This is a genomic window from Kitasatospora sp. NPDC058492 (genome assembly GCF_042720685.1).
Taxonomy (GTDB): domain Bacteria; phylum Actinomycetota; class Actinomycetes; order Streptomycetales; family Streptomycetaceae; genus Kitasatospora.
In genome coordinates this window covers 92,259-113,009 of the sequence record NZ_JBHXMU010000017.1, presented here as the reverse complement: position 1 = coordinate 113,009, position 20,751 = coordinate 92,259, and the positions used below count along the sequence as shown (strand labels likewise).

At 71.8% G+C, this 20,751-nt stretch carries 17 protein-coding genes and 3 tRNA genes; 17 read left to right on the top strand and 3 right to left on the bottom strand.

Annotated features, from left to right (window positions below; genetic code table 11):
• The first annotated feature begins 176 nt into the window (after window positions 1–176).
• The 7 genes from ACFWPI_RS14160 to ACFWPI_RS14130 all read left to right on the top strand — a co-directional run bounded on the left by ACFWPI_RS14160 (window position 177) and on the right by ACFWPI_RS14130 (window position 10,567).
• Entirely contained in the window at window positions 177–2,174 is a 1,998-nt protein-coding gene (locus tag ACFWPI_RS14160) for an APC family permease (RefSeq protein ID WP_380369714.1), read from the top strand.
• A 413-nt stretch (window positions 2,175–2,587) separates the two neighbouring features.
• Complete coding sequence (gene kdpF, locus ACFWPI_RS14155) at window positions 2,588–2,677, top strand: K(+)-transporting ATPase subunit F (RefSeq protein ID WP_037971201.1); 90 nt, start codon at window positions 2,588–2,590, stop codon at window positions 2,675–2,677.
• A gap of 1 nt (window position 2,678) precedes the next feature.
• Window positions 2,679–4,340 (top strand): potassium-transporting ATPase subunit KdpA, encoded by a 1,662-nt coding sequence (kdpA, locus tag ACFWPI_RS14150; RefSeq protein WP_380369638.1) that lies wholly within the window; start codon window positions 2,679–2,681, stop codon window positions 4,338–4,340.
• Complete coding sequence (gene kdpB / locus ACFWPI_RS14145; RefSeq protein ID WP_063348922.1) at window positions 4,340–6,454, top strand: potassium-transporting ATPase subunit KdpB; 2,115 nt, start codon at window positions 4,340–4,342, stop codon at window positions 6,452–6,454. The genes kdpA and kdpB overlap by 1 nt, the downstream gene beginning before the upstream one ends.
• Window positions 6,455–6,468: 14 nt before the next feature.
• Window positions 6,469–7,104, top strand: coding sequence for a potassium-transporting ATPase subunit KdpC (gene kdpC / locus ACFWPI_RS14140; RefSeq protein WP_380369634.1), 636 nt, complete (start codon window positions 6,469–6,471; stop codon window positions 7,102–7,104).
• Window positions 7,105–7,279: 175 nt separating this feature from the next.
• Window positions 7,280–9,832: an ATP-binding protein gene (locus tag ACFWPI_RS14135; RefSeq protein WP_380369631.1), complete on the top strand. Its 2,553-nt coding sequence runs from the start codon at window positions 7,280–7,282 to the stop codon at window positions 9,830–9,832.
• A 60-nt stretch (window positions 9,833–9,892) separates the two neighbouring features.
• Entirely contained in the window at window positions 9,893–10,567 is a 675-nt protein-coding gene (locus tag ACFWPI_RS14130; protein ID WP_363580044.1) for a response regulator, read from the top strand.
• A 242-nt stretch (window positions 10,568–10,809) separates the two neighbouring features.
• On the opposite strand, the gene ACFWPI_RS14125 is transcribed toward ACFWPI_RS14130, so the two are convergent.
• On the bottom strand, window positions 10,810–12,081 hold the full coding sequence (locus ACFWPI_RS14125; RefSeq protein ID WP_380369627.1) for a hydrolase: 1,272 nt from the start codon (window positions 12,079–12,081) through the stop codon (window positions 10,810–10,812).
• Window positions 12,082–12,367: 286 nt separating this feature from the next.
• Here ACFWPI_RS14125 and ACFWPI_RS14120 point away from each other — a divergent pair.
• The 8 genes from ACFWPI_RS14120 to ACFWPI_RS14085 all read left to right on the top strand — a co-directional run bounded on the left by ACFWPI_RS14120 (window position 12,368) and on the right by ACFWPI_RS14085 (window position 17,286).
• Window positions 12,368–12,440 (top strand) — tRNA-Thr (locus ACFWPI_RS14120).
• Between the two features lie 43 nt (window positions 12,441–12,483).
• Window positions 12,484–12,556, top strand: a tRNA-Met gene (locus tag ACFWPI_RS14115).
• Window positions 12,557–12,639: 83 nt separating this feature from the next.
• Window positions 12,640–12,804: a 50S ribosomal protein L33 gene (gene rpmG / locus ACFWPI_RS14110; protein ID WP_006604855.1), complete on the top strand. Its 165-nt coding sequence runs from the start codon at window positions 12,640–12,642 to the stop codon at window positions 12,802–12,804.
• 154 nt (window positions 12,805–12,958) lie between these two features.
• Window positions 12,959–13,417, top strand: a complete 459-nt coding sequence (locus tag ACFWPI_RS14105; protein ID WP_363369376.1) for a MaoC family dehydratase N-terminal domain-containing protein — start codon at window positions 12,959–12,961, stop codon at window positions 13,415–13,417.
• A 5-nt stretch (window positions 13,418–13,422) separates the two neighbouring features.
• The gene (locus ACFWPI_RS14100; RefSeq protein ID WP_063351327.1) at window positions 13,423–13,845 is read left to right on the top strand and encodes a MaoC family dehydratase; all 423 of its coding nucleotides are present in this window, start codon (window positions 13,423–13,425) and stop codon (window positions 13,843–13,845) included.
• Window positions 13,846–13,940: 95 nt separating this feature from the next.
• On the top strand, window positions 13,941–14,549 hold the full coding sequence (locus ACFWPI_RS14095; protein ID WP_380369622.1) for a TetR/AcrR family transcriptional regulator: 609 nt from the start codon (window positions 13,941–13,943) through the stop codon (window positions 14,547–14,549).
• Between the two features lie 87 nt (window positions 14,550–14,636).
• Window positions 14,637–16,151, top strand: a complete 1,515-nt coding sequence (locus tag ACFWPI_RS14090) for an MFS transporter (RefSeq protein ID WP_380369619.1) — start codon at window positions 14,637–14,639, stop codon at window positions 16,149–16,151.
• A 91-nt stretch (window positions 16,152–16,242) separates the two neighbouring features.
• On the top strand, window positions 16,243–17,286 hold the full coding sequence (locus ACFWPI_RS14085) for a UDP-N-acetylmuramate dehydrogenase (protein WP_363369371.1): 1,044 nt from the start codon (window positions 16,243–16,245) through the stop codon (window positions 17,284–17,286).
• A 36-nt stretch (window positions 17,287–17,322) separates the two neighbouring features.
• Here ACFWPI_RS14085 and ACFWPI_RS14080 read toward each other — a convergent pair whose 3' ends face one another.
• Together ACFWPI_RS14080 and ACFWPI_RS14075 are read right to left on the bottom strand one after the other, a co-directional pair.
• A complete protein-coding gene (locus ACFWPI_RS14080) occupies window positions 17,323–18,357 on the bottom strand; it encodes an adenosine deaminase (RefSeq protein ID WP_063351330.1) in 1,035 nt (344 codons plus the stop codon).
• A 158-nt stretch (window positions 18,358–18,515) separates the two neighbouring features.
• Window positions 18,516–19,763: a pyridoxal phosphate-dependent aminotransferase gene (locus ACFWPI_RS14075; RefSeq protein WP_380369615.1), complete on the bottom strand. Its 1,248-nt coding sequence runs from the start codon at window positions 19,761–19,763 to the stop codon at window positions 18,516–18,518.
• Between the two features lie 284 nt (window positions 19,764–20,047).
• Between ACFWPI_RS14075 and ACFWPI_RS14070 the strand changes: the two genes are divergently transcribed.
• Window positions 20,048–20,120: transfer RNA gene (locus tag ACFWPI_RS14070), tRNA-Trp, on the top strand.
• Between the two features lie 147 nt (window positions 20,121–20,267).
• Complete coding sequence (gene secE / locus ACFWPI_RS14065; RefSeq protein ID WP_063348930.1) at window positions 20,268–20,627, top strand: preprotein translocase subunit SecE; 360 nt, start codon at window positions 20,268–20,270, stop codon at window positions 20,625–20,627.
• Window positions 20,628–20,751 lie beyond the last annotated feature (124 nt).

Sequence of the window (20,751 nt, the reverse complement as noted above, 5' to 3'; positions counted from 1 at the left end):
CCCTCGATACGCCCGGCACGTGCCCGCCCGCAGTGGCCCTGACCTGCGGGAAGTCCATGAGGGCGGGACGTGCCGGGCCGGCGCCGCAACGGATTCCGTCGTGTCCGACCGAACTTACGCTCGCCAACGTGTTCAACGTGCCCCAGGCGCTCAAGCGCCTCGTCATCGGCCGGGCCATGCGCAGCGAGGAGCTCGGCGAGACGCTGCTGCCCAAGCGGCTGGCGCTGCCGATCTTCGCCTCCGACCCGCTCTCCTCGGTCGCCTACGCGACCCAGGAGATCCTGCTGGTGCTCACCGTCGGTGGCGCCGCCTTCCTCTACCTGACCCCGTGGGTCGCGGCCGGTGTGGTCGCGCTGATGGCGGTCGTGGTGATGTCCTACCGCCAGGTGGTGCACGCCTACCCGAGCGGCGGCGGCTCGTACGAGGTGGTGTCCCGCAACCTCGGCGCCAACTCCGGTCTGGTGGTGGCCGCCTCGCTGCTGGTCGACTACGTGATGACGGTCGCGGTGTCGGTGGCCTCCGGGGTGGACAACATCATCTCGGCGGTGCCGTCGCTGGCCGGTCACCGGGTCTGGCTGGCGCTGGGTTTCGTGCTGCTGCTGATGGCGGTGAACCTGCGCGGCGTCCGGGAGTCCGGCAAGGCCTTCGCCGCGCCGACGTACCTGTTCATCGGCGGCATCCTGCTGATGGTGGTCACCGGGCTGGTCCGGGTCGCGCTCGGCGACGCGCCGGTGGCGTCCAGCGCCTCGTACGGGATCCTCCCGGAGGAGGGCAAGGACACGGTGGCCGGCCTCGGCCTGCTGATGCTGGGCCTGCGGGCGTTCGCCTCCGGCTGTACGGCGCTGACCGGGGTGGAGGCGATCTCCAACGGCGTCCCGGCGTTCCGGGCGCCGAAGGCGAGGAACGCCGCGCGCACCATGGCCGTGATGGGCACCACGGCCGTGGTGATGTTCGTCGGCATCACCGCCCTCGCGCTGATCGCCAAGGTGCACATCACCGAGGGCGGCGCCTGTCGGCTGACCGGCTTCCCCGGCGACTGTGCGAGCACGCCCCAGCAGACCGTGATCGCCCAGCTCGCGGCGGCGATCTTCGGCGGCGACCACAGCGTGCTGTTCTACGCGATCCAGGCGGTCACCGCGCTGGTGCTGATCCTGGCCGCCAACACCGCCTTCAACGGCTTCCCGCTGCTGGCGTCGATCCTGGCCGAGCACCGCTACCTGCCCCGGCAGATGCACACCCGCGGGGACCGGCTGGCCTTCTCCAACGGCATCATCGCGCTCGCGGTGGTGGCCGGCGGGCTGCTCTGGCTGTACGACGCGAACGTCACCAGCCTGATCCACCTGTACATCCTGGGCGTCTTCACCTCCTTCACGCTGTCCCAGATCGGCATGGTCCGGCACTGGAACCGGGCGCTGGCCACCGAGACCGATCCGGTGGTGCGCCGCTCGGCGCTGCGCTCCCGGGTGATCAACGCCTTCGGCGCGGTCGTCACCGCGCTGGTGCTGGTGATCGTGCTGCTCACCAAGTTCACCCAGGGCGCCTGGCTGGCCGTGGTCGCCGCGCTGGTGCTGTGGCTGATGATGCGCGGCATCCGCCGGCACTACGACGGCGTCGCCGCCGAGCTGGCGGTGGACGACCCGGAGGCCGAGTCGGCGCGGCCCGCCCGGGTGCACGGGATCGTGCTGGTGTCCAAGCTGCACAAGCCGACGCTGCGGGCGCTCGGCTACGCGGAGGCGTTCCGGCCGGACTCGCTGGAGGCGCTGACGGTGGCGGTGGAGCCGGAGGCCACCGGGGAGTTGGAGCGGCAGTGGACGGAGGCCGGCGTCCGGGTGCCGCTGAAGGTGCTGGACTCGCCGTACCGGGAGATCACCAAGCCGGTGCTGGCGTACGTGCGGGAGCACCGCCGGGACAGCCCCCGGGAGGCGGTCGCCGTGTTCATCCCGGAGTACGTGGTCGGCCGCTGGTGGGAGCACCTGCTGCACAACCAGTCGGCGCTGTGGTTGAAGAGCCGGCTGCTGTTCACGGCGGGCGTGATGGTGATCAGCGTGCCGTGGCAGCTGACCTCCTCCGGGCGCGCGGGCGGCCCGTCGCGCCGGGCGCCCGGCGCGGTGCGCCGGGGCGAGCCTGCCCCGGGGAGCGGGTACGAGCGGCTCCCGGCGCCGGAGAAGGTCTGACCGGAGCAGTAGCCGGCCCCCCTCGGCCCCGGCCGCACGAGTCCGCACGAGCCCGCACCCCCACCCGCACCCCCACCCGTACGGAAGCCCCGGAATCCCGGGGCTTCCGGCGTTCCGGCGCCGGGCCGATCACGGCCTGATGACGACGGTCACGGCCCGGTGAAGCGGGCGTCAAGGTCGCGTCAACGTCCCGCAGTCACCCGTATGGAGGGCGTCAGGGAGCCATAACGCGCCTCTGACGGCTGCTTTGCTGCATCTGCCGGTCGTCCGCCGGCGCCGCGCGAAGCCCCCGGCCCGCCCGCGGCAGTCTCCCGAACCGCTCTGGTGGAGCCCATGTCCGATCTCATCTACGTCGGTGTCACGGTCGCCGTGTTCGCCGTCATCGCCCTGATCGCGCGGGGGGTGGAGAAGCTGTGAGCGCGGAGAACATCGCAGGTCTGATCGTGGCCGTCGCGCTCGTCGGCTATCTCGTCGTGGCGCTGATCTTCCCGGAGAAGTTCTGACATGGGATCCACTCTCGCGGGCTGGCTGCAGGCCCTTGCCCTGGTCGGGGCACTGGCCCTGTGCTACCGCCCCCTTGGCGACTACATCGCCAAGCTCCTCACCACCACCAAGCACCTCAGAGTCGAGCGCGGCATCTACAAGGTGATCGGCGTCGACGGCGACGCCGATCAGCGCTGGCCGGTGTACCTCCGCTCGGTGCTGGCCTTCTCGGCCGTCTCCGTCCTCTTCCTCTACGGCCTGATCCGCCTCCAGGGCTACCTGCTGCTGAACCTGGGTGTTCCGCAGATGGAGGGCCACCAGGCCTGGAACACCGCGATCTCGTTCGTCGCCAACACCAACTGGCAGTCCTACGCCGGTGAGTCCGCGATGGGCCACCTGGCGCAGATGGCGGGCCTGGCGGTGCAGAACTTCGTCTCCGCGGCCGTCGGCATCGCCGTCGTCGGCGCGCTGATCCGGGGCTTCACCCGCAACCGGACCGACCGGGTTGGCAACTTCTGGGTGGACCTCACCCGGATCAACCTGCGCCTGCTGCTGCCGATCTCGATCGTCTTCGCCCTGGTCCTGGCCGCCTCCGGCGTGATCCAGAACTTCCACGGCTTCCACGAGGTGGCCACGCTCAGCGGCGACGTGCAGAAGATCCCGGGCGGCCCGGTGGCCTCCCAGGAGGTCATCAAGCTGCTCGGCACCAACGGCGGCGGCTTCTTCAACGCCAACTCCGCGCACCCGTTCGAGAACCCGACCGGCTTCTCCAACCTGGTCGAGATCTTCCTGATCCTGCTGATCCCGTTCGCGCTGCCGCGGGCCTTCGGCCGGATGGTGGGGGACAACCGCCAGGGCTACGCGATCCTCGCCGTGATGGGCCTGTTCTGGGTCGCCTCGACCGCCCTGCTCACCTTCGCCGAGTCGCAGCACCAGGGCACCGCCCTGCAGGCCGCGGGCGCCGCGATGGAGGGCAAGGAGCAGCGCTTCGGCATCGCCGCCTCCGGCCTGTTCGCCGCCTCGACCACGCTGACCTCGACCGGCGCGGTGAACTCCTTCCACGACTCGTACACGCCGTTCGGCGGCGGGCTGACGGTCTTCAACATGATGCTGGGCGAGATCGCGCCCGGCGGTGTGGGATCCGGCCTGTACGGCATGCTCGTGCTGGCGATCGTCGCGGTGTTCGTCGCCGGTCTGATGGTCGGCCGCACCCCCGAGTACCTGGGCAAGAAGCTCGGCGGCCGGGAGATGAAGTTCGCCTCGCTGTACATCCTCACCACGCCGACCCTGGTGCTGGTCGGCACGGGCCTGGCGATGGCCCTGCCGGGGGAGCGGGCCGGGATGCTCAACTCGGGCGCCCACGGCTTCTCCGAGGTGCTGTACGCCTTCACCTCGGCCGCCAACAACAACGGCTCGGCCTTCGGCGGCATCACCGTCAACACCGACTGGTACGACACGGCGCTCGGCCTGGCGATGATCTTCGGCCGCCTCCTGCCGATCGTCTTCGTCCTGGCGCTGTCCGGTTCGCTCGCCCAGCAGCAGCCGGTCCCGGCCACCCCGGGCACCCTGCCCACCCACAAGCCGCTGTTCGTGGGCCTGCTGTCGGGCGTCATCCTGATCGTCGTCGGCCTCACCTACTTCCCGGCCCTGGCTCTCGGGCCGATCGCGGAAGGTCTCTCCTGATGTCCACCCCTACGCTCAACCCCGCACCGGCCGACAAGGCCGAGCCCGCCGCGCAGCACAGAGTGGCCAGCGGCCTGCTCGACCCGAAGCTGATCGTCGCGTCCCTGCCGGACGCGGTGAAGAAGCTCGACCCCCGGGTGATGGTCAAGAACCCGGTCATGTTCGTGGTCGAGGTCGGCTCGGTGGTCACCACCGTCTCCGCGATCGCCAGTCCGTCCGTGTTCGCCTGGTCCATCACCGTCTGGCTCTGGCTCACCACGATCTTCGCCAACCTGGCCGAGGCCGTCGCCGAGGGCCGCGGCAAGGCCCAGGCCGACACCCTGCGCAAGACCAAGACCGAGAGCGTCGCCCGCCGGCTCACCGACTGGCCCGCCACGCAGGCCGAGGAGGAGGTGCCGGGCACCGCGCTGCGGCTCGGCGACCACGTGGTGGTCGAGGCCGGGCAGATCATCCCCGGCGACGGCGACGTCGTCGAGGGCGTCGCGAGCGTCGACGAGTCGGCGATCACCGGCGAGTCCGCGCCGGTCATCCGCGAGTCCGGTGGTGACCGCTCGGCGGTGACCGGCGGCACCAAGGTGCTGTCCGACCGGATCGTGGTGAAGATCGCCTCGGAGCCCGGCAAGTCGTTCATCGACCGGATGATCGCCCTGGTCGAGGGCGCCGCCCGGCAGAAGACGCCGAACGAGATCGCGCTGAACATCCTGCTCGCCTCGCTGACCATCGTCTTCCTGGTCGCCGTGGTGACCCTGCAGCCGATGGCCACCTACGCGGGCGCCCCGCAGTCGATGATCGTCCTGGTCGCCCTGATCGTGGCGCTCATCCCGACCACCATCGGCGCGCTGCTCTCCGCGATCGGCATCGCCGGCATGGACCGGCTGGTGCAGCGCAACGTGCTGGCGATGTCCGGCCGGGCCGTCGAGGCGGCCGGCGACGTCAACACCCTGCTGCTGGACAAGACCGGCACCATCACCCTGGGCAACCGCCAGGCCGCCGAGTTCCTGCCCGCCCCGGGCGTGTCCACCGAGGAACTGGCCAGCGCCGCGCAGCTGTCCTCCCTCGCGGACGAGACCCCGGAGGGCCGCTCGATCGTGGTCCTCGCCAAGACCGAGTACGGCCTGCGGGCCCGCGCCCAGGGCGAGCTGACGCACGCCACCTGGGTCCCGTTCACCGCCCAGACCCGGATGTCCGGCGTCGACCTGGACGAGGCCGAGGCGGTCCACCAGGTCCGCAAGGGCGCGGCCGGCGCGGTCACCAACTGGGTGACCGAGAACGGCGGTTCGGTCGGCAACGAGGTCTCCGCCCTGGTCGACGGGATCTCCGCGGCCGGCGGCACCCCGCTGGTGGTGGCGACCAAGGTCGGCGCCAAGCCGGCCCGCGTCCTCGGGGTCATCCACCTCAAGGACGTGGTCAAGGAGGGCATGCGGGAGCGCTTCGACGAGCTCCGCCGGATGGGCATCAAGACCATCATGATCACGGGCGACAACCCGCTGACCGCCAAGGCGATCGCGGAGGAGGCGGGCGTGGACGACTTCCTCGCCGAGGCCACCCCCGAGGACAAGATGGCGCTGATCAAGAAGGAGCAGGAGGGCGGCAAGCTGGTCGCGATGACCGGCGACGGCACCAACGACGCCCCCGCGCTCGCCCAGGCCGACGTCGGCGTGGCCATGAACACCGGGACCATGGCGGCCAAGGAGGCCGGCAACATGGTCGACCTGGACTCCAACCCGACCAAGCTGATCGAGATCGTCGAGATCGGCAAGCAGCTGCTGATCACCCGTGGTGCGCTGACCACCTTCTCGATCGCCAACGACGTGGCCAAGTACTTCGCGATCATCCCCGCGATGTTCGCCGGGGTCTACCCGGGCCTGAGCCACCTCAACATCATGGGCCTGCACAGCCCGCAGTCCGCGATCACCTCGGCGATCATCTTCAACGCCCTGGTCATCATCGGCCTGATCCCGCTCGCCCTGCGCGGCGTGCGCTACCGCCCGTCCGACGCCAGCTCCCTGCTGCGCCGCAACATCGGGGTCTACGGCTTCGGCGGTCTGGTGGTGCCGTTCGTCGGCATCAAGCTGATCGACCTGATCGTCCAGTTCATCCCCGGCCTGAGCTGAGAGAGGAGAATCCGATGTCCAAGCCCCTGCCGACGACCGTCCGCACCCACTTCACCGCACTGCGGGCGCTGCTGGTGCTCACCGCGATCCTCGGGATCGCCTACCCGCTGCTGGTCACCGGGATCAGCCAGGTCGCCTTCACCGAGAAGGCCAACGGCTCGCTCGTGAAGTCCGACGGCAAGGAGGTCGGTTCCAGCCTGATCGGCCAGAACTTCAACCTCCCGAAGAAGAACCCCGACGACCCGAAGGAGGAGGCGCAGCCGGACCCGAAGTGGTTCCAGCCCCGCCCCTCCGCGGCCGGGACCGGCTACGACTCGTCCTCGTCCGGCGCCTCCAACCTCGGCCCGAACAGTGACGACCTGCTGAAGGCCGTCAACGACCGCCGTGCCGCCGCCGCCGAGTTCGACGGCGTCGCCCCGGAGAGCGTCCCGGCCGACGCGCTGACCGCCTCCGGCTCCGGCCTCGACCCGTACATCTCGGTCGCCTACGCCGAGGAGCAGGTGAGCCGGGTCGCCAAGACCCGGAACCTGTCGGTGGAGGCGGTGCGCAAGCTGGTCGAGAAGTACACCGAAGGCCGCTCGCTCGGCTTCCTCGGACAGGAGGGCGTCAACGTCCTCCTGCTGAACCGGGCCCTCGCGGAACAGAAGTGACCGGCCGAACAGAGATGGCCGGCGGAACAGAAGTGACAGGTCAACGGCTGGATCCGTGAAACAGGCCGACCCGGGCCGGGGCACCACCCCGCGCCCGGGTCGGCCGCCGTACGTCCCGACCCCGGCCCGAGGACGCCCTGGCGGCAGCCCTCGCAGGAACGAAAGAGCAGTGCCCATGGCCCGCGACCTCACCCCCGGCACCGGCATCCGCAAGGGCCGGCTGAGGGTGTACCTCGGTTCCGCCCCGGGGGTCGGCAAGACCTACCGGATGCTGGACGAGGCCCGGCGCAGACAGGAGCGCGGGGCCGACGTCGCGGTCGGGTACATCGAGTGCCACGGCCGCCGCCACACCGAGGGCATGCTGGACGGCCTGGAGGTCCTGCCGCGTGTCCAACGCTTCTACCGCGACGCCGAGTTCGACGAGATGGACCTCGACGCGGTGCTCACCCGCCGCCCGTCCGTCGTGCTGGTCGACGAACTGGCGCACACCAACATCCCCGGCGGCCGCCACGCCAAGCGCTGGCAGGACGTCGAGGAACTGCTGGCCGCCGGGATCGACGTCATCACCACCGTCAACATCCAGCACCTGGAATCGCTGAACGACGTCGTCCAGAAGATCACCGGCATCCCGCAGCGCGAGACCGTCCCGGACGAGGTGGTCCGCCGGGCCGACCAGATCGAACTCGTCGACATGGCCCCGCAGGCGCTGCGCCGGCGGATGGCCCACGGCAACGTCTACAGGGCGGAGAAGGTGGACGCCGCGCTCTCCAACTACTTCCGGGTCGGCAACCTCACCGCCCTGCGCGAACTCGCCCTGCTCTGGGTGGCCGGGCGGGTCGACGAGGGCCTGCGCGACTACCGGGCCAGCCACAACATCGACCGCGTCTGGGAGACCCGCGAACGCGTCGTGGTCGCCCTCACCGGCGGCCCCGAGGGCGAGACCCTGATCCGCCGCGCCGCCCGGATCGCCGACCGCACCGCCGGCGGCGACCTGCTGGCCGTCCACGTCACCCGCAGCGACGGCCTGGCCGGCGCCTCCTCCGGTGCGCTCGCCCAGCAGCGCCAGCTGGTCGAGACCCTCGGCGGCAGCTACCACGTGGTGGTCGGCGACGACATCCCCACCGCGCTGCTCACCTTCGCCCGCGCCCACGACGCCACCCAGCTGGTGCTCGGCACCAGCCGCCGCGGCCGGATCAACCGCTTCCTCACCGGCCCCGGCATCGGCGAGACCACCGTGGACGACTCCGAGGACATCGACGTCCACATGGTCACCCACGAGTTCACCGGCCGCGGCCGGCTGCCCTCGCTCGGCCGCCGCCACTCCAAGCGCCGCACCATCGCCGGCTACGCCGCCGGCCTCGTGGTGCCCTGGCTGCTGACCGCGCTCCTGTCCCAGGCGCACGAGAGCATCAACCTCACCACCGACGCGCTGATCTTCCAGCTCGGCGTGGTCATCGTCGCCCTGCTCGGCGGCGCCACCTCCGCCCTGCTGGCCTCGGTCAGTGCCTCGCTGCTGCTCAACTACTACTTCATCCCGCCGATACACGCACTGACCATCGGCGAGACCAACAACATCGTCGCCCTGGTCGTCTTCGCCTCCGTCGCGCTCGCCGTCGCCACCATCGTCGACCACGCCAGCCGGCTCACCAGTCGCGCCGCCCGTGCCACCGCCGAGGCGGAGACGCTCTCCACCCTGGCCGGCAGTGTGCTGCGCGGCGCCGACGCCCTGTCCGCCCTGATGGAGAAGTCCCGGACGGCCTTCGGCATGCAGGCCGTCGCCCTGCTCTCCCGGGTCGACGACGAGGTGCTCGCCCACTCCGAGGCCGAGCACCAGGACGACGCCGACGGGCAGAGCGAGACCACCGAGGTGCCGGTCGGCGCGGACGCCGTCCTGGTCCTCACCGGCCGCCGACTGCCGGCCGCCGACCAGCGCGTCCTCACCGCCTTCGCCGCGCACGTCGCCGTCGCGCTGGAACGCGACCGGCTCGCCGTGGTCGCCGCAGAGGTCGAGCCGATCAAGGCCGCCGACCGGATGCGCACCGCCCTGCTCGCCGCCGTCAGCCACGACCTGCGCACCCCGCTCGCCGCCGCGCTCGCCTCGGTCGGCTCGCTGCGCAGCCCCGACGTCGAGTTCTCGCCCGAGGACCAGGCCGAACTGCTCGCCACCGCCGACGAGTCGCTGGTCAAGCTCACCCGCCTGGTCGACAACCTGCTCGACATGAGCCGCCTCCAGGCCGGCGCGCTCACCCTGCACCTCGCCGAGACCCACCTCGACGAGATCCTGCCCCGGGCGCTCGACAGCCTCCCCGACCCGTACGCCCCGATCCAGCCGCTCGACCTGGACACCGCGCCGCCGGTGCTCGCCGACCCGCCGCTGCTGGAGCGGGTGCTCGCCAACGTGATCACCAACGCGCTGCGCTACAACGCGCCCGGCGCGCCCGTCCTGGTCACCGCCAGCCACCACGCCGACCAGGTCGAGATCCGGGTGATCGACCGCGGCCCCGGCATCGCCCCCGAGGAGCGGGACCGGGTCTTCCTGCCCTTCCAGCGCCTCGGCGACACCGACAACACCACCGGTGTCGGTCTCGGCCTCGCGCTCTCCCGCGGCCTGGCCGAGGCCATGGGCGGCAGCCTGGAGGTCGAGGACACCCCCGGGGGCGGCACCACCATGCTGCTCACCCTGCCCGCCGCCACTCGGGAGGAGCCCGTACATGAGTGGACGAACTGAACGAACCGCCGAAAGCTGCGTGTCCCGCGAAGCGACCGCCGAGCGGAGCGAGGTGGCCGCATGAGCGAGATCCTGATCGTCGACGACGAACCGGCCCTGCTGCGCACGCTGCGGATCAACCTCAGCGCCCGGCAGTACGCCGTGCGGACGGCCGCCAGCGGCGGCGAGGCGCTGGACCGCGCCGCGCACTCCGCCCCGGACGCCGTGCTGCTCGACCTCGGCCTGCCGGACCTGGACGGCATGGACGTGCTGCGCGGCCTGCGCACCCGCAGCGCGATGCCGATCATCGTGCTCTCCGGCCGGTCCGGTGCCGCCGACAAGGTGGGCGCCCTCGACGCGGGCGCCGACGACTACCTCACCAAGCCGTTCCTGATGGAGGAACTGCTGGCCCGGCTGCGCGCCGTGCTGCGCCGGCCGCTGGGCGGCGCCCCGCTGGGGCGGCCGGTGATAGGCGACCACACCGTCGACCTGACGGCCACCACGGTGACCGGCCCGCGGGGCCCGGTGCGGCTCACCCCGACCGAGTGGCGGATCCTCGCCCTGCTGGTGGCCAACCCGGGCCGGCTGGTGCCCGGGCGGCAGATCCTGCGGGAGGTGTGGGGGCCGGCCCAGGAGGCGCGCGGCAACTACCTGCGGGTCTACCTGGCCGGGCTGCGCCGCAAGTTGGAGCGTGACCCGGGCCGCCCGCGGCACCTGATCACCGAACCGGGGATCGGGTACCGGTACGAGCCCTGAGCGCCCCCCCGGCCGCCGCCGCGTCAACGACCCGTCAAGAGCGGGCCGGAGACCGACAGGGGAGCGTCAAGGCAGGCCCGGAGCGGTGTTCCGTGGGCGTAGCGTCAGTGCTGACCGAGCGGGCCCGGCTCCAATGTGGGGGAGGCCCGGGACCGCTCCAGCCGCCGTTGAACGGCGGCCAGCAGGTGGGGGAGGGGCGCGCGACATCCGTCGCGCGCCCCTTGAATTTTCTCGGGGACTGTTCAGCCTCCGCCGGTGCTCCCGGACTGCCGGGGCAGCGCCAGCGCCACGGTGTCCGCGAACTCCCGCACCGCGCTCGTCCGGCTGACCACCCGGCCGCTGTGCACCACCAGTCGGCTGTGGCCGCCCGCGAGCGCCCCGGCCAGGCTGTCCCCGCGCACCGCCAGCAGCTCCGCCGGGAACCCGGCGTCCACCCGGACCGGCGGCAGCCCGAGCGCCGCCCGGGCCTGGTTCGCCACCGCGTCGTACGCCGCCTCCAGGTCCAGCTCCCCGCCCGCCGCCAGCAGGTACGCCGACTCCAGCGGATCCGCCCGGCCGACCGGGTTGGACTGGTCCCGCAGCGCGCCGCTGCCGGCCGCCAGCGGCACCCGGGCCTCCGTCAACTCCCGCAGCAGGCCCGGCCGCAGCCCTGGCACCCGGCCCTCCAGCCCGGTGCAGCCGCCGTTCTGCGGCAGGCAGACCACCCGCACCCCGCCGGCCGCCAGCACCGTGGACGCACCCCGGGTCAGCGCCCCGCACGGCCCGAGTGTCACCCGCGGCCGCAGCGGGGCCAACGCGCTGACCAGCCGCGCGAGTTGGGCCGGATCGCCGGCCGTGGTGTGCAGGTCCACCGGGCAGTCCGCCTCCCGGGCGGCCTCCAGCAGCACCTGGACGTACCCGGCCGGATCCGGGTCCAGTTCCGGGCAGCCGCCGGCCGCGGTGGCGCCCAGCTTGAGTGCGTCGCGCAGTTGCGCCCGGCCGTCGGCGCCGGCCAGGCCGGTGAGCAGCCGGGGCATCGCCACCGCCTGGAGTTCGGCCAGGCCGCGCAGCGCCTGCCGGGCGGTGAGCACCGCCTCCAGCCGGCGCAGCCCGTGCACGTCGCCGATCCGGACGTGGGTGCGCTGGGCGGTGGCGCCGTAGCCGAGCGAGGCGAGCGCGGCCTCGGTGACCCGCCGGGTGAGGTCGCCGGGGCTCTCCGGTGGTGGGGCGGACAGGGCGGCGGAGAAGGCGGTGTCGTAGTGGGCGTGCGCCTCGGCGGGGGCCGGCAGCAGCAGGTAGCCCTTGAGGTCGATCCGGGCGCCGGTGGTGACGATGGGTGCGCCGGGCAGGGCGGGCAGCGGGCCGAGGCTGCCGACGGTGCCGACGGCCTGGATCCGGTCCCCGCTGATCCGGACGTCCACCACCCGCCCGTCGGCCAGTCGGGCGCCGGTGAGCAGGAGGACCGGTCCGTGCCCGAGCGGGTTGGCTGTCGGGCCGGAGCCGGAGTGCGGTCCGTCGGCGGCTGCGCTGTCCATCGCAGGCTCCTTCCCGCGCTGGCCCGTCCGGTCGGCCGGACCGTCCTGATCCCGGGTCGTCCTGACGCCCCGGGCCGTCCCCCTCAATGAGGGTCGAGCCTATGGCGCGTGGGGGCGGGGCGCTCGGAGGCGGGCAATAGTCGTATCGGGTCGGGCCGTGCGGCTGGTGGGCCGATCGAACGCGGGGCCTTGGATCGTCCGTCCGTTCACCTCGCCGACCTGCGGTCTTCGCGTCGGGATACGGATTTCACCTCTGGGCGCGGAACGTGTAATCTCTTCCTCGTTCGCCCCTATAGCTCAGTCGGTAGAGCGTCTCCATGGTAAGGAGAAGGTCTGCGGTTCGATTCCGCATGGGGGCTCTGGTGAAAAGCAGTCGGCTTCGGTTGTGCTGCGGATCACTGTGGCGGTGTAGCTCAGTTGGTAGAGCAAGCGGCTCATAATCGCTGTGTCACCGGTTCAAGTCCGGTCACCGCTACCCCGCGTAGTCGGTCGGGAGATCGCACTCCCGGTCGGCTACTCTTGTTGTGTTCTTATTCGTTGTCCCAGGAAGGCACTCCCGTGGCTGCCACCGACGTCCGCCCGAAGATCACGCTGGCCTGCGTGGAGTGCAAGGAGCGGAACTACATCACCAAGAAGAACCGGCGTAACGACCCGGACCGTCTTGAGATGAAGAAGCACTGCCCCCGCTGCAACTCGCACACCGCGCACCGCGAGACCCGCTGACCCTCTCGCAGGGCATCGGGCCTGTGTGACAGGTCTTGAGCTCCGGGCCGCATCCCTCAGGGGGTGCGGCCCGGAGTTTTTCGCGTATGCACCCATGCGCGCCCCGCCGGCGGCAACGGCCGCCGGATCCACCGTGCTTCCGAGGAGTTGCCCCATGGCACTCGACCCCTCCTTCATCGGGCGGACCTACCCGCCCACCGAGCCGTACGAGGTCGGCCGGGAGAAGATCCGCGAGTTCGCGATCGCGATCGGGGACACCAATCCGGCGTTCACCGATCCGGCGGTGGCGAAGGCGCTGGGCCACCCCGACGTGATCGCCCCGACGACCTTCCCGTTCGTGATCACCTACCAGGCGGCCTCCCAGGTGGTCGAGGACCCGGAGCTGGGCCTGGACTACAGCCGAGTGGTGCACGGGGACCAGAAGTTCTCCTACTCCCGCCCGGTGCTGGCCGGCGACCGGCTGACGGTCGCGGTCACCATCGACAACATCAAGTCGCTGGCGGGCAACGACGTGCTCACCGTGCGTGGCGAGGTGTCGGACGCGATCGGCGAGCACGTGGTGACGTCGGTCATGACGCTGGTGGCCCGGGCCGCCGACGAGACGGGGAAGTGAACACGATGGCGATCAGCTACGACGAGGTCGAGGTCGGCACCCAGCTGCCGGCGCAGTCCTTCCCGGTGACCCGCGACACCCTGGTGCGGTACGCGGGCGCCTCCGGCGACTTCAACCCGATCCACTGGAACGAGAAGTTCGCCGTGGAGGTCGGCCTGCCGGACGTCATCGCGCACGGAATGTTCACCATGGCCGCGGCCATTCGGGTGGTCACCGACTGGGTCGGCGACCCGGCCGCGGTGGTCGAGTACGGCGTCCGCTTCACCCGCCCCGTCCCGGTGCCGAACGACGGCGTCGGCGCGGTGGTCGAGGTGTCGGCGAAGGTCGCCAAGCTGCTGGACGACCGCAAGGTGCAGGTCGACCTGCTGGCCACCACCGGCGGGCAGAAGGTGCTCGGGATGTCCAGGGCGGTCGTCCGGCTCGCCTAGGCCCCTCTTTCGGCCGCGGCGGGGCCCGTCCGACGGGATTCCCGCCGCGCCCGTCGGCCTTGCGAAGATAGTGATTGGCCACTAACTTTGTCCGCATGGCGAGGGCGAGCATGCGGATGAGTGCGGAGGAGCGGCGCGAGAGCGTCGTTCGCGCCGCAGTGATCGAATTCGCCAGGAGCGGCTACCGGGGGACGTCCACCGAGGCGATCGCCCGCCGGGTGGGCGTCTCGCAGCCGTACCTGTTCCGGTTGTTCCCCGGCAAGCAGGCGATCTTCACGGCCGCCGCCGAGCGCTGCATCGAGGAGACCTGGAAGGTCTTCGACGAGGCCTCGGTCGGGCTGACCGGGCCGGCGGCCGCCCAGGCGATGTCCGAGGCGTACCTGGGCCTGGTCGCGGACGGCGAGCAGCTCATGATGCAGATGCAGCTCTACGTCTCGGTGTTCGCGGCCCGGACGACCGGCGAGGACGAGATCGGGGAGACCGCCCGGAGGCTCTGGGAGGAGCTGTTCGAGCGGGTCAGGGGCCGGATCGGCGGTGACGTGCAGGGCACCGCGGAGTTCTTCGCGTACGGGATGCTGATCAACACGCTGGTGGCGCTGGGGTACCCCCGGGACCACCGGATCTGGAGCGGCCTGGGCTTCGGAGAGCACGAAGAGCACGGCGAGCGCGGAGAGCGCGGAGAGCGCGGCGAGGGCGGGGAGTAGCGGGCCGCACGGTGGAGTCCGTGCGGCCTTTTTTCGGGCCTCGAAAGTTAGTGATCAATAACTATCTAAGACCCCTGGGGGGAAACCATGACGGAGAGAACGGAAGAACAGGGCCTGGGACGGCTCGGTGTCTGGACGCTGGTGATCACCAGCGTCGCGGGCTTCATGGCCAGCCTGGACAACCTGGTCGTCACCACCGCGCTGCCGTCCATCCGCGAGGACCTCGGCGGCGGGCTGTCCGACCTGGAGTGGACGGTCAGCGCCTACACCCTGTCCTTCGCCGTCCTGCTGATGTTCGGCGCCGCGCTCGGCGACCGGTTCGGCCGCCGCCGGATCTTCCTGGTCGGGCTCACGCTCTTCACCGTCGGCTCCGCCGCGGCCGCCCTCTCGCCGGGCATCGGCGCGCTGATCGCCGCCCGCGCCGTCCAGGGCGCCGGCGCCGCGGTCTCCATGCCGCTCACCCTCACCCTGCTCACCGCCGCGGTGCCGGCGGCCAGGCGGGGTCTGGCCTTCGGCATCTGGGCGGGCGTCAACGGCCTGGCCGTCGCCACCGGACCGCTGGTCGGCGGGACGCTCACCGAGCACTTCTCCTGGCAGTGGATCTTCTGGGTGAACGTCCCGGTCGGCCTCGTCCTGATCCCGCTCGCCGCCCTCAAGCTCCGCGAGAGCCGGGGCGCCAACCCGGCGCTGGACGTGGTCGGCACGATCCTGGTCAGCCTGGGCCTGTTCGGCGTCGTCCTCGGCCTGATCCGCGGCAACCCGAACGGCTGGACCAGCCCGCTGGTGCTCGGCTCCCTGATCGGCGGCGTCGCGCTGCTCACCGCCTTCGTGCTCTACGAGCAGCGCTGGGCCCGGCACCCGATGCTCCCGATGCGGCTGTTCCGCAGCCGGGCCTTCTCCGCCGTCAACGCCTCCGGCCTGCTGATGTTCCTCGGCATGTTCGGCTCGATCTTCCTGATCAGCCAGCACCTGCAGAGCGTGGGCGGCTACAGCCCGCAGGAGGCCGGCATCCGGATGCTCCCGTGGACCGGCATGCCGCTGATCGTCGCCCCGATCGCGGGCATCCTGGCCGACCGCTTCGGCGGCCGCCCGATCGTGGTCACCGGGCTGCTGCTGCAGGGCGCCGGCCTGGCGATGTACGCGGCGATCACCAGCGGCAGCACCGGCTACGACTACGCCGCCGAGATCCCCGCCGTGGTGATCTGCGGCATCGGCATGTCGCTGTACTTCGCCCCGACCGCCGCCCTGGTGATGGACAGCGTCCGGCCGGAGGAGCAGGGCATCGCCTCCGGCGCCAACAACGCGCTGCGCGAGGTCGGCGGCGCGCTCGGCGTGGCCGTCCTCTCGGCGGTGTTCTCGGCGCAGGGCGGGTACACGTCGGAGCAGTCCTTCATCGACGGGCTGGTGCCCGCGCTGTACGTCGGCGCCGGGGTGGTGGCGGTCGCGGCGGTCTGCGCGTTCTTCCTCCCGCGCCGGGTGAAGCCCGCGGCCGTCGCCGACGAGCCGGCGGCCGTGGAGCCGGAGCAGGCCGGTGCCGAGCAGACCGGTGCCGAGCGGGCCGAGGACGCGGCGCCCGTCCACGCCGAGGCCTCGAAGGCCTGACCGGCCGATCCGGGTGCGGGTGCGGGTGCGGGTGCGGGTGCGGGTGCGGGTGCGGCCGGGCGGCCGCCCCCGCACCCGTACGCTGGTGGGCGTGCTGGTAGAAAACGATGCCCCCCTCGCCCCGCTGACCACGCTCCGGCTCGGCGGCCCGGCCCGCCGCCTGGTGACCGCCCACACCGACGACGAGGTGATCGCCGCCGTCCGCGCGGCCGACGAGGCCGGCGAGCCGCTGCTGGTCCTCGGCGGCGGTTCCAACCTGGTGATCGGCGACGCCGGCTTCCCCGGCACCGTGCTGCGGATCGCGACCACCGGCTTCGCCCTGGACGGCACCGTGCTGGAGCTGGCGGCCGGCGAGGTCTGGTCGGAGGCGGTCACCCGCGCGGTGCGCGAGCACGGCCTGGCGGGCGTCGAGTTCCTGGCCGGCATCCCCGGCTCGGCCGGTGCGACCCCGGTGCAGAACGTCGGCGCGTACGGCCAGGAGGTCGCCCAGTCGATCACCGAGGTGGTCGCCTACGACCGCACGGCCGGCGAGGTGGTCACGCTCCCCAACGCCGAGTGCGCGTTCTCCTACCGGCACAGCCGCTTCAAGGCCGAGCCGGACCGCTACGTGGTGCTGCGGGTGCGGTTCGCCCTGGCAGACCACGAGGGGCTCTCCACTCCGGTCAAGTACGCCGAGGTGGCCAGGCACTTCGGCGTCGAGCAGGGCGAGCGGGTGCCGTTGGAGCGGGCGCACGACGCGGTGCTGGGGCTGCGCTCCGGCAAGGGCATGGTGCTGGACCCGGCGGACCACGACACCTGGTCGGCCGGCTCCTTCTTCACCAACCCGGTGCTCACCGCCGCCCAGTACGAGTCCTTCCGGACCCGCCCGGGCACCGAGAACGCCCCCGCCTACCCGGCGCCGGAGGGCTGCACCAAGACCTCGGCCGCCTGGCTGATCGACCGGGCCGGCTTCGGCAAGGGCTACGGCAGCGGCCCGGCGACGCTCTCCACCAAGCACACCCTGGCGCTCACCAACCGCGGCGCGGCCACCGCCGAGGACCTGCTGGCGCTGGCCCGGGAGATCCGGGACGGCGTCCGCGAGGCCTTCGGGGTCGAGCTGGTGAACGAGCCGGTGATGATCGGCGTCAAGCTCTAGGCCCGTCCGGGGTCGGCCTGATCCACAAGGCACGCCTCAGGTGGCGCTGACCAGCCAGGTGTCGATGTCCGCCAGCAACTCCTTGCGGACGGCCTCCGGCGCGCGCGAGCCGCGGACGGACTGCCGTGCCAGCTCGGCGAGTTCGGCGTCGTCGAAGCCGAGGACGTCGCGGGCCAGGTCGTACTGGGCGGCCAGCCGGCTGCCGAACAGCAGCGGGTCGTCCGCGCCCAGGGCCAGCGGCACGCCGGCGTCGAACAGCCGCCGCAGCGGGACGTCCTCGGGGCGCTCGTAGACGCCGAGCGAGACGTTCGAGGAGGGGCAGACCTCGCAGGTGATCTGGCGGTCCGCCAGCCGTTCCATCAGCCGGGGGTCCTCGGCGGCGCGGACGCCGTGGCCGATCCGGCCGGCGCCCAGGTCGTCCAGGCAGTCCCGGACGGATTCGGGCCCGGCCAGCTCGCCGCCGTGCGGGGCGGCCAGCAGCCCGCCCTTGCGGGCGATCTCGAAGGCCCGGTCGAAGTCCCGGGCGAGGCCGCGCCGCTCGTCGTTGGAGAGGCCGAAGCCGACCACGCCCTGGTCGGCGTACCGGACGGCGAGCCGGGCCAGCGTCCGGGCGTCCATCGGGGACTTCATCCGGTTCGCCGCGACCAGCACCCGGATGCCCACCCCGGTGGCCGTGGCGGCGTTCTCCACGGCGTCCAGGATCAGCTCCAGCGCGGGGATCAGCCCGCCCAGCCGGGGCGCGTACGAGGTCGGGTCGACCTGGATCTCCAGCCAGCGGGAGCCGTCCCGCCGCTCGTCCTGGGCGGTCTCCAGGACCAGCCGGCGGATGTCCTCCTCGTCCCGCAGCACCGAGCGGGCGGTGTCGTACAGGCGCTGGAAGCGGAACCAGCCGCGTTCGTCGGTGGCCCGCAGTTGCGGCGGCTCGCCGGAGCTGAGCGCCTCCGGCAGTCGGACGCCGTGCTTGTCGGCCAGCTCCAGCAGGGTGGCGGGCCGCATCGAGCCGGTGAAGTGCAGGTGCAGGTGGGCCTTCGGGAGGTCCCTGACGTCTCGCGGATTCAACAGGCGTTCCATTCGCCGATACTGCCGCATCGGACCCCCAAACGGGAACCGCCCTCCTTCCGTCCCCCGAAGGGGTGAAAGAGGGCGGTACCCGACGTGAAGCGCAGGTGTCAGCGGACCTCAGCGGGCGCCGGCGGACCTCAGCGGGCGCCGGCGGGCGCCGGCGGGTGTCAGTCGCGGGCCTCGCCGAGCAGCTTCTGCAGCCGGCCGATGCCCTCGGCCAGGTCGGCGTCGCCGAGCGCGTAGGAGAACCGCAGGTAGCCGGGGGTGCCGAAGGCCTCGCCCGGGACGGCCGCGACCTCGGCCTCGTCCAGGATCAGCGAGGCCAGCTCGCCGGAGCTCTGCGGGCGCCGGCCGCGGATCTCCTTGCCCAGCAGGCCCTTGACGGACGGGTACACGTAGAACGCGCCCTCCGGCTCGGGGCAGTACACGCCCTCGATCTCGTTGAGCATCCGCACGATGGTCTTGCGGCGGCGGTCGAAGGCGGTGCGCATCTCGTGCACCGCGGCCAGGTCGCCGCTGACGGCGGCGATCGCGGCGCGCTGGGCGACGTTGGAGACGTTCGAGGTGGCGTGCGACTGCAGGTTGGTCGCGGCCTTGATGACGTCCTTGGGGCCGATCACCCAGCCCACCCGCCAGCCGGTCATCGCGTAGGTCTTGGCGACGCCGTTGACCACGATGCACTTGTCGGCCAGCTCGGGCAGCAGGGCCGGCAGCGAGGTGAAGGAGGCGTCGCCGTACACCAGGTGCTCGTAGATCTCGTCGGTGAGCACCCAGAGGCCGTGCTCCAGCGCCCAGCGGCCGATCGCCTCGGCCTCGGCCTCGGTGTACACCGCGCCGGTCGGGTTGGACGGCGAGACGAAGAGCACCACCTTGGTGTTCTCGGTGCGGGCGGCCTCCAGCTGCTCGACCGAGACCTTGTAACCGGTGGTCTCGTCGGTCACGACCTCCACCGGGACGCCGCCGGCGAGCTGGACCGACTCCGGGTAGGTGGTCCAGTACGGGGCCGGGACGATGACCTCGTCGCCCGGGTCCAGGATCGCGGCGAACGCCTCGTAGATCGCCTGCTTGCCGCCGTTGGTGACCAGCACCTGGGAGGCGTCCACCTCGTAGCCGGAGTCGCGCAGCGTCTTGGCGGCGATCGCGGACTTCAGCTCGGGCAGGCCACCCGCCGGGGTGTAGCGGTGGTTCTTCGGGTCGCGGCAGGCCTCGACGGCCGCCTCGACGATGTAGTCCGGGGTGGGGAAGTCGGGCTCGCCGGCTCCGAAGCCGATCACCGGACGGCCGGCCGCCTTGAGGGCCTTGGCCTTGGCGTCCACGGCGAGGGTCGCGGACTCGGCGATCGCACCGATCCGGGCGGAGACCCGGCGGTCGGCGGGGCGGATGGAACGGTCGGGCTGCGGGGTGGAAGCGCTCATGCCTGCATCGTCGCAGAACCGGGACGGACCGGGCATCGTGGTTTCACCATCCGTACGGGACCGTCCACATGGCGGCGCCCGCCGATCCGCCGGTGATCATGCGGGCATGCCGGACATATGCCGGACAACCGGTGCCCCCGGAAGAAGAGGTTCGACCAAACACCCCTCGACCACGTATGCTCACTGCTCGACGGCCCGCCGAAAAAGAACCGGAGCTTCACCAGCTGTGCAGACAGCGGGGGGAGATGCGGTAGGTTGGTCGCTACGGAGTCGCGAGACCCCGTAGGGCAATAGCTCAATTGGTAGAGCACCGGTCTCCAAAACCGGCGGTTGGGGGTTCAAGTCCCTCTTGCCCTGCTGCTTGATCCGTTTTCAGCCCGTTCGCTCCGCAGAGCGAGCGGGCTTGATGCGGAGAGGGCTCCGAATCAGCACCGCTTGTAGCCGGCCGTTCGTGCCCCATCGGGCGCGAGCCGCTCGGCCGGACCCGGATTCAGGTGAGGACGAGTGACGGAGACCACGGGCTCCACCGCAACGCCTGAGAGCGGCAACCCCGAGGGGGCCGACGGCGCTGCCGACACCACGCCCGCGGAGGGCGAGGACAAGTCGCTCTCGCGCCGCGAGCGCAAGCGCGCCGCCCGCGCCGGTGACAAGAAGTCCGGCAAGCGCGGCAAGATGGGCCCGTTCGCCCGAATCGGCCTGTTCTACCGCCAGATCATCGCCGAGCTGCGCAAGGTCGTCTGGCCCACCCGCAGCGAGCTCACCCAGTACACGACCGTCGTCGTCGTGTTCGTGGTGGTCGTGATGGGCTTCGTGGCCGGCCTCGACTACGGCCTCTCCAAGCTGAGCCTCCTGGTCTTCGGCTGACCTGGCCGTCCCACCTCCGTAGCAGTCTCCCGACCCGGGCCGAATCTTCGGCCCGGGTCGTGCTGTCTGCGCCGGACGTACGCGGCCGCTACCGTGGACTCGGTACTGTTGAAGTCTCCGAGTC

Excerpts from the sequence above, each read along its gene's own strand:
- ACFWPI_RS14105 (WP_363369376.1), top strand. The coding sequence starts at position 12,959 with ATGGCACTCGACCCCTCCTTCATCGGGCGGACCTACCCGCCCACCGAG.
- ACFWPI_RS14125 (WP_380369627.1), bottom strand. The coding sequence starts at position 12,081 with ATGGACAGCGCAGCCGCCGACGGACCGCACTCCGGCTCCGGCCCGACA.
- ACFWPI_RS14075 (WP_380369615.1), bottom strand. The coding sequence starts at position 19,763 with ATGAGCGCTTCCACCCCGCAGCCCGACCGTTCCATCCGCCCCGCCGAC.
- kdpB (WP_063348922.1), top strand. The coding sequence starts at position 4,340 with ATGTCCACCCCTACGCTCAACCCCGCACCGGCCGACAAGGCCGAGCCC.
- ACFWPI_RS14100 (WP_063351327.1), top strand. The coding sequence starts at position 13,423 with ATGGCGATCAGCTACGACGAGGTCGAGGTCGGCACCCAGCTGCCGGCG.
- ACFWPI_RS14080 (WP_063351330.1), bottom strand. The coding sequence starts at position 18,357 with ATGGAACGCCTGTTGAATCCGCGAGACGTCAGGGACCTCCCGAAGGCC.
- ACFWPI_RS14095 (WP_380369622.1), top strand. The coding sequence starts at position 13,941 with ATGGCGAGGGCGAGCATGCGGATGAGTGCGGAGGAGCGGCGCGAGAGC.
- ACFWPI_RS14160 (WP_380369714.1), top strand. The coding sequence starts at position 177 with ATGCGCAGCGAGGAGCTCGGCGAGACGCTGCTGCCCAAGCGGCTGGCG.
- kdpA (WP_380369638.1), top strand. The coding sequence starts at position 2,679 with ATGGGATCCACTCTCGCGGGCTGGCTGCAGGCCCTTGCCCTGGTCGGG.
- ACFWPI_RS14090 (WP_380369619.1), top strand. The coding sequence starts at position 14,637 with ATGACGGAGAGAACGGAAGAACAGGGCCTGGGACGGCTCGGTGTCTGG.
- ACFWPI_RS14130 (WP_363580044.1), top strand. The coding sequence starts at position 9,893 with ATGAGCGAGATCCTGATCGTCGACGACGAACCGGCCCTGCTGCGCACG.
- ACFWPI_RS14135 (WP_380369631.1), top strand. The coding sequence starts at position 7,280 with ATGGCCCGCGACCTCACCCCCGGCACCGGCATCCGCAAGGGCCGGCTG.
- kdpC (WP_380369634.1), top strand. The coding sequence starts at position 6,469 with ATGTCCAAGCCCCTGCCGACGACCGTCCGCACCCACTTCACCGCACTG.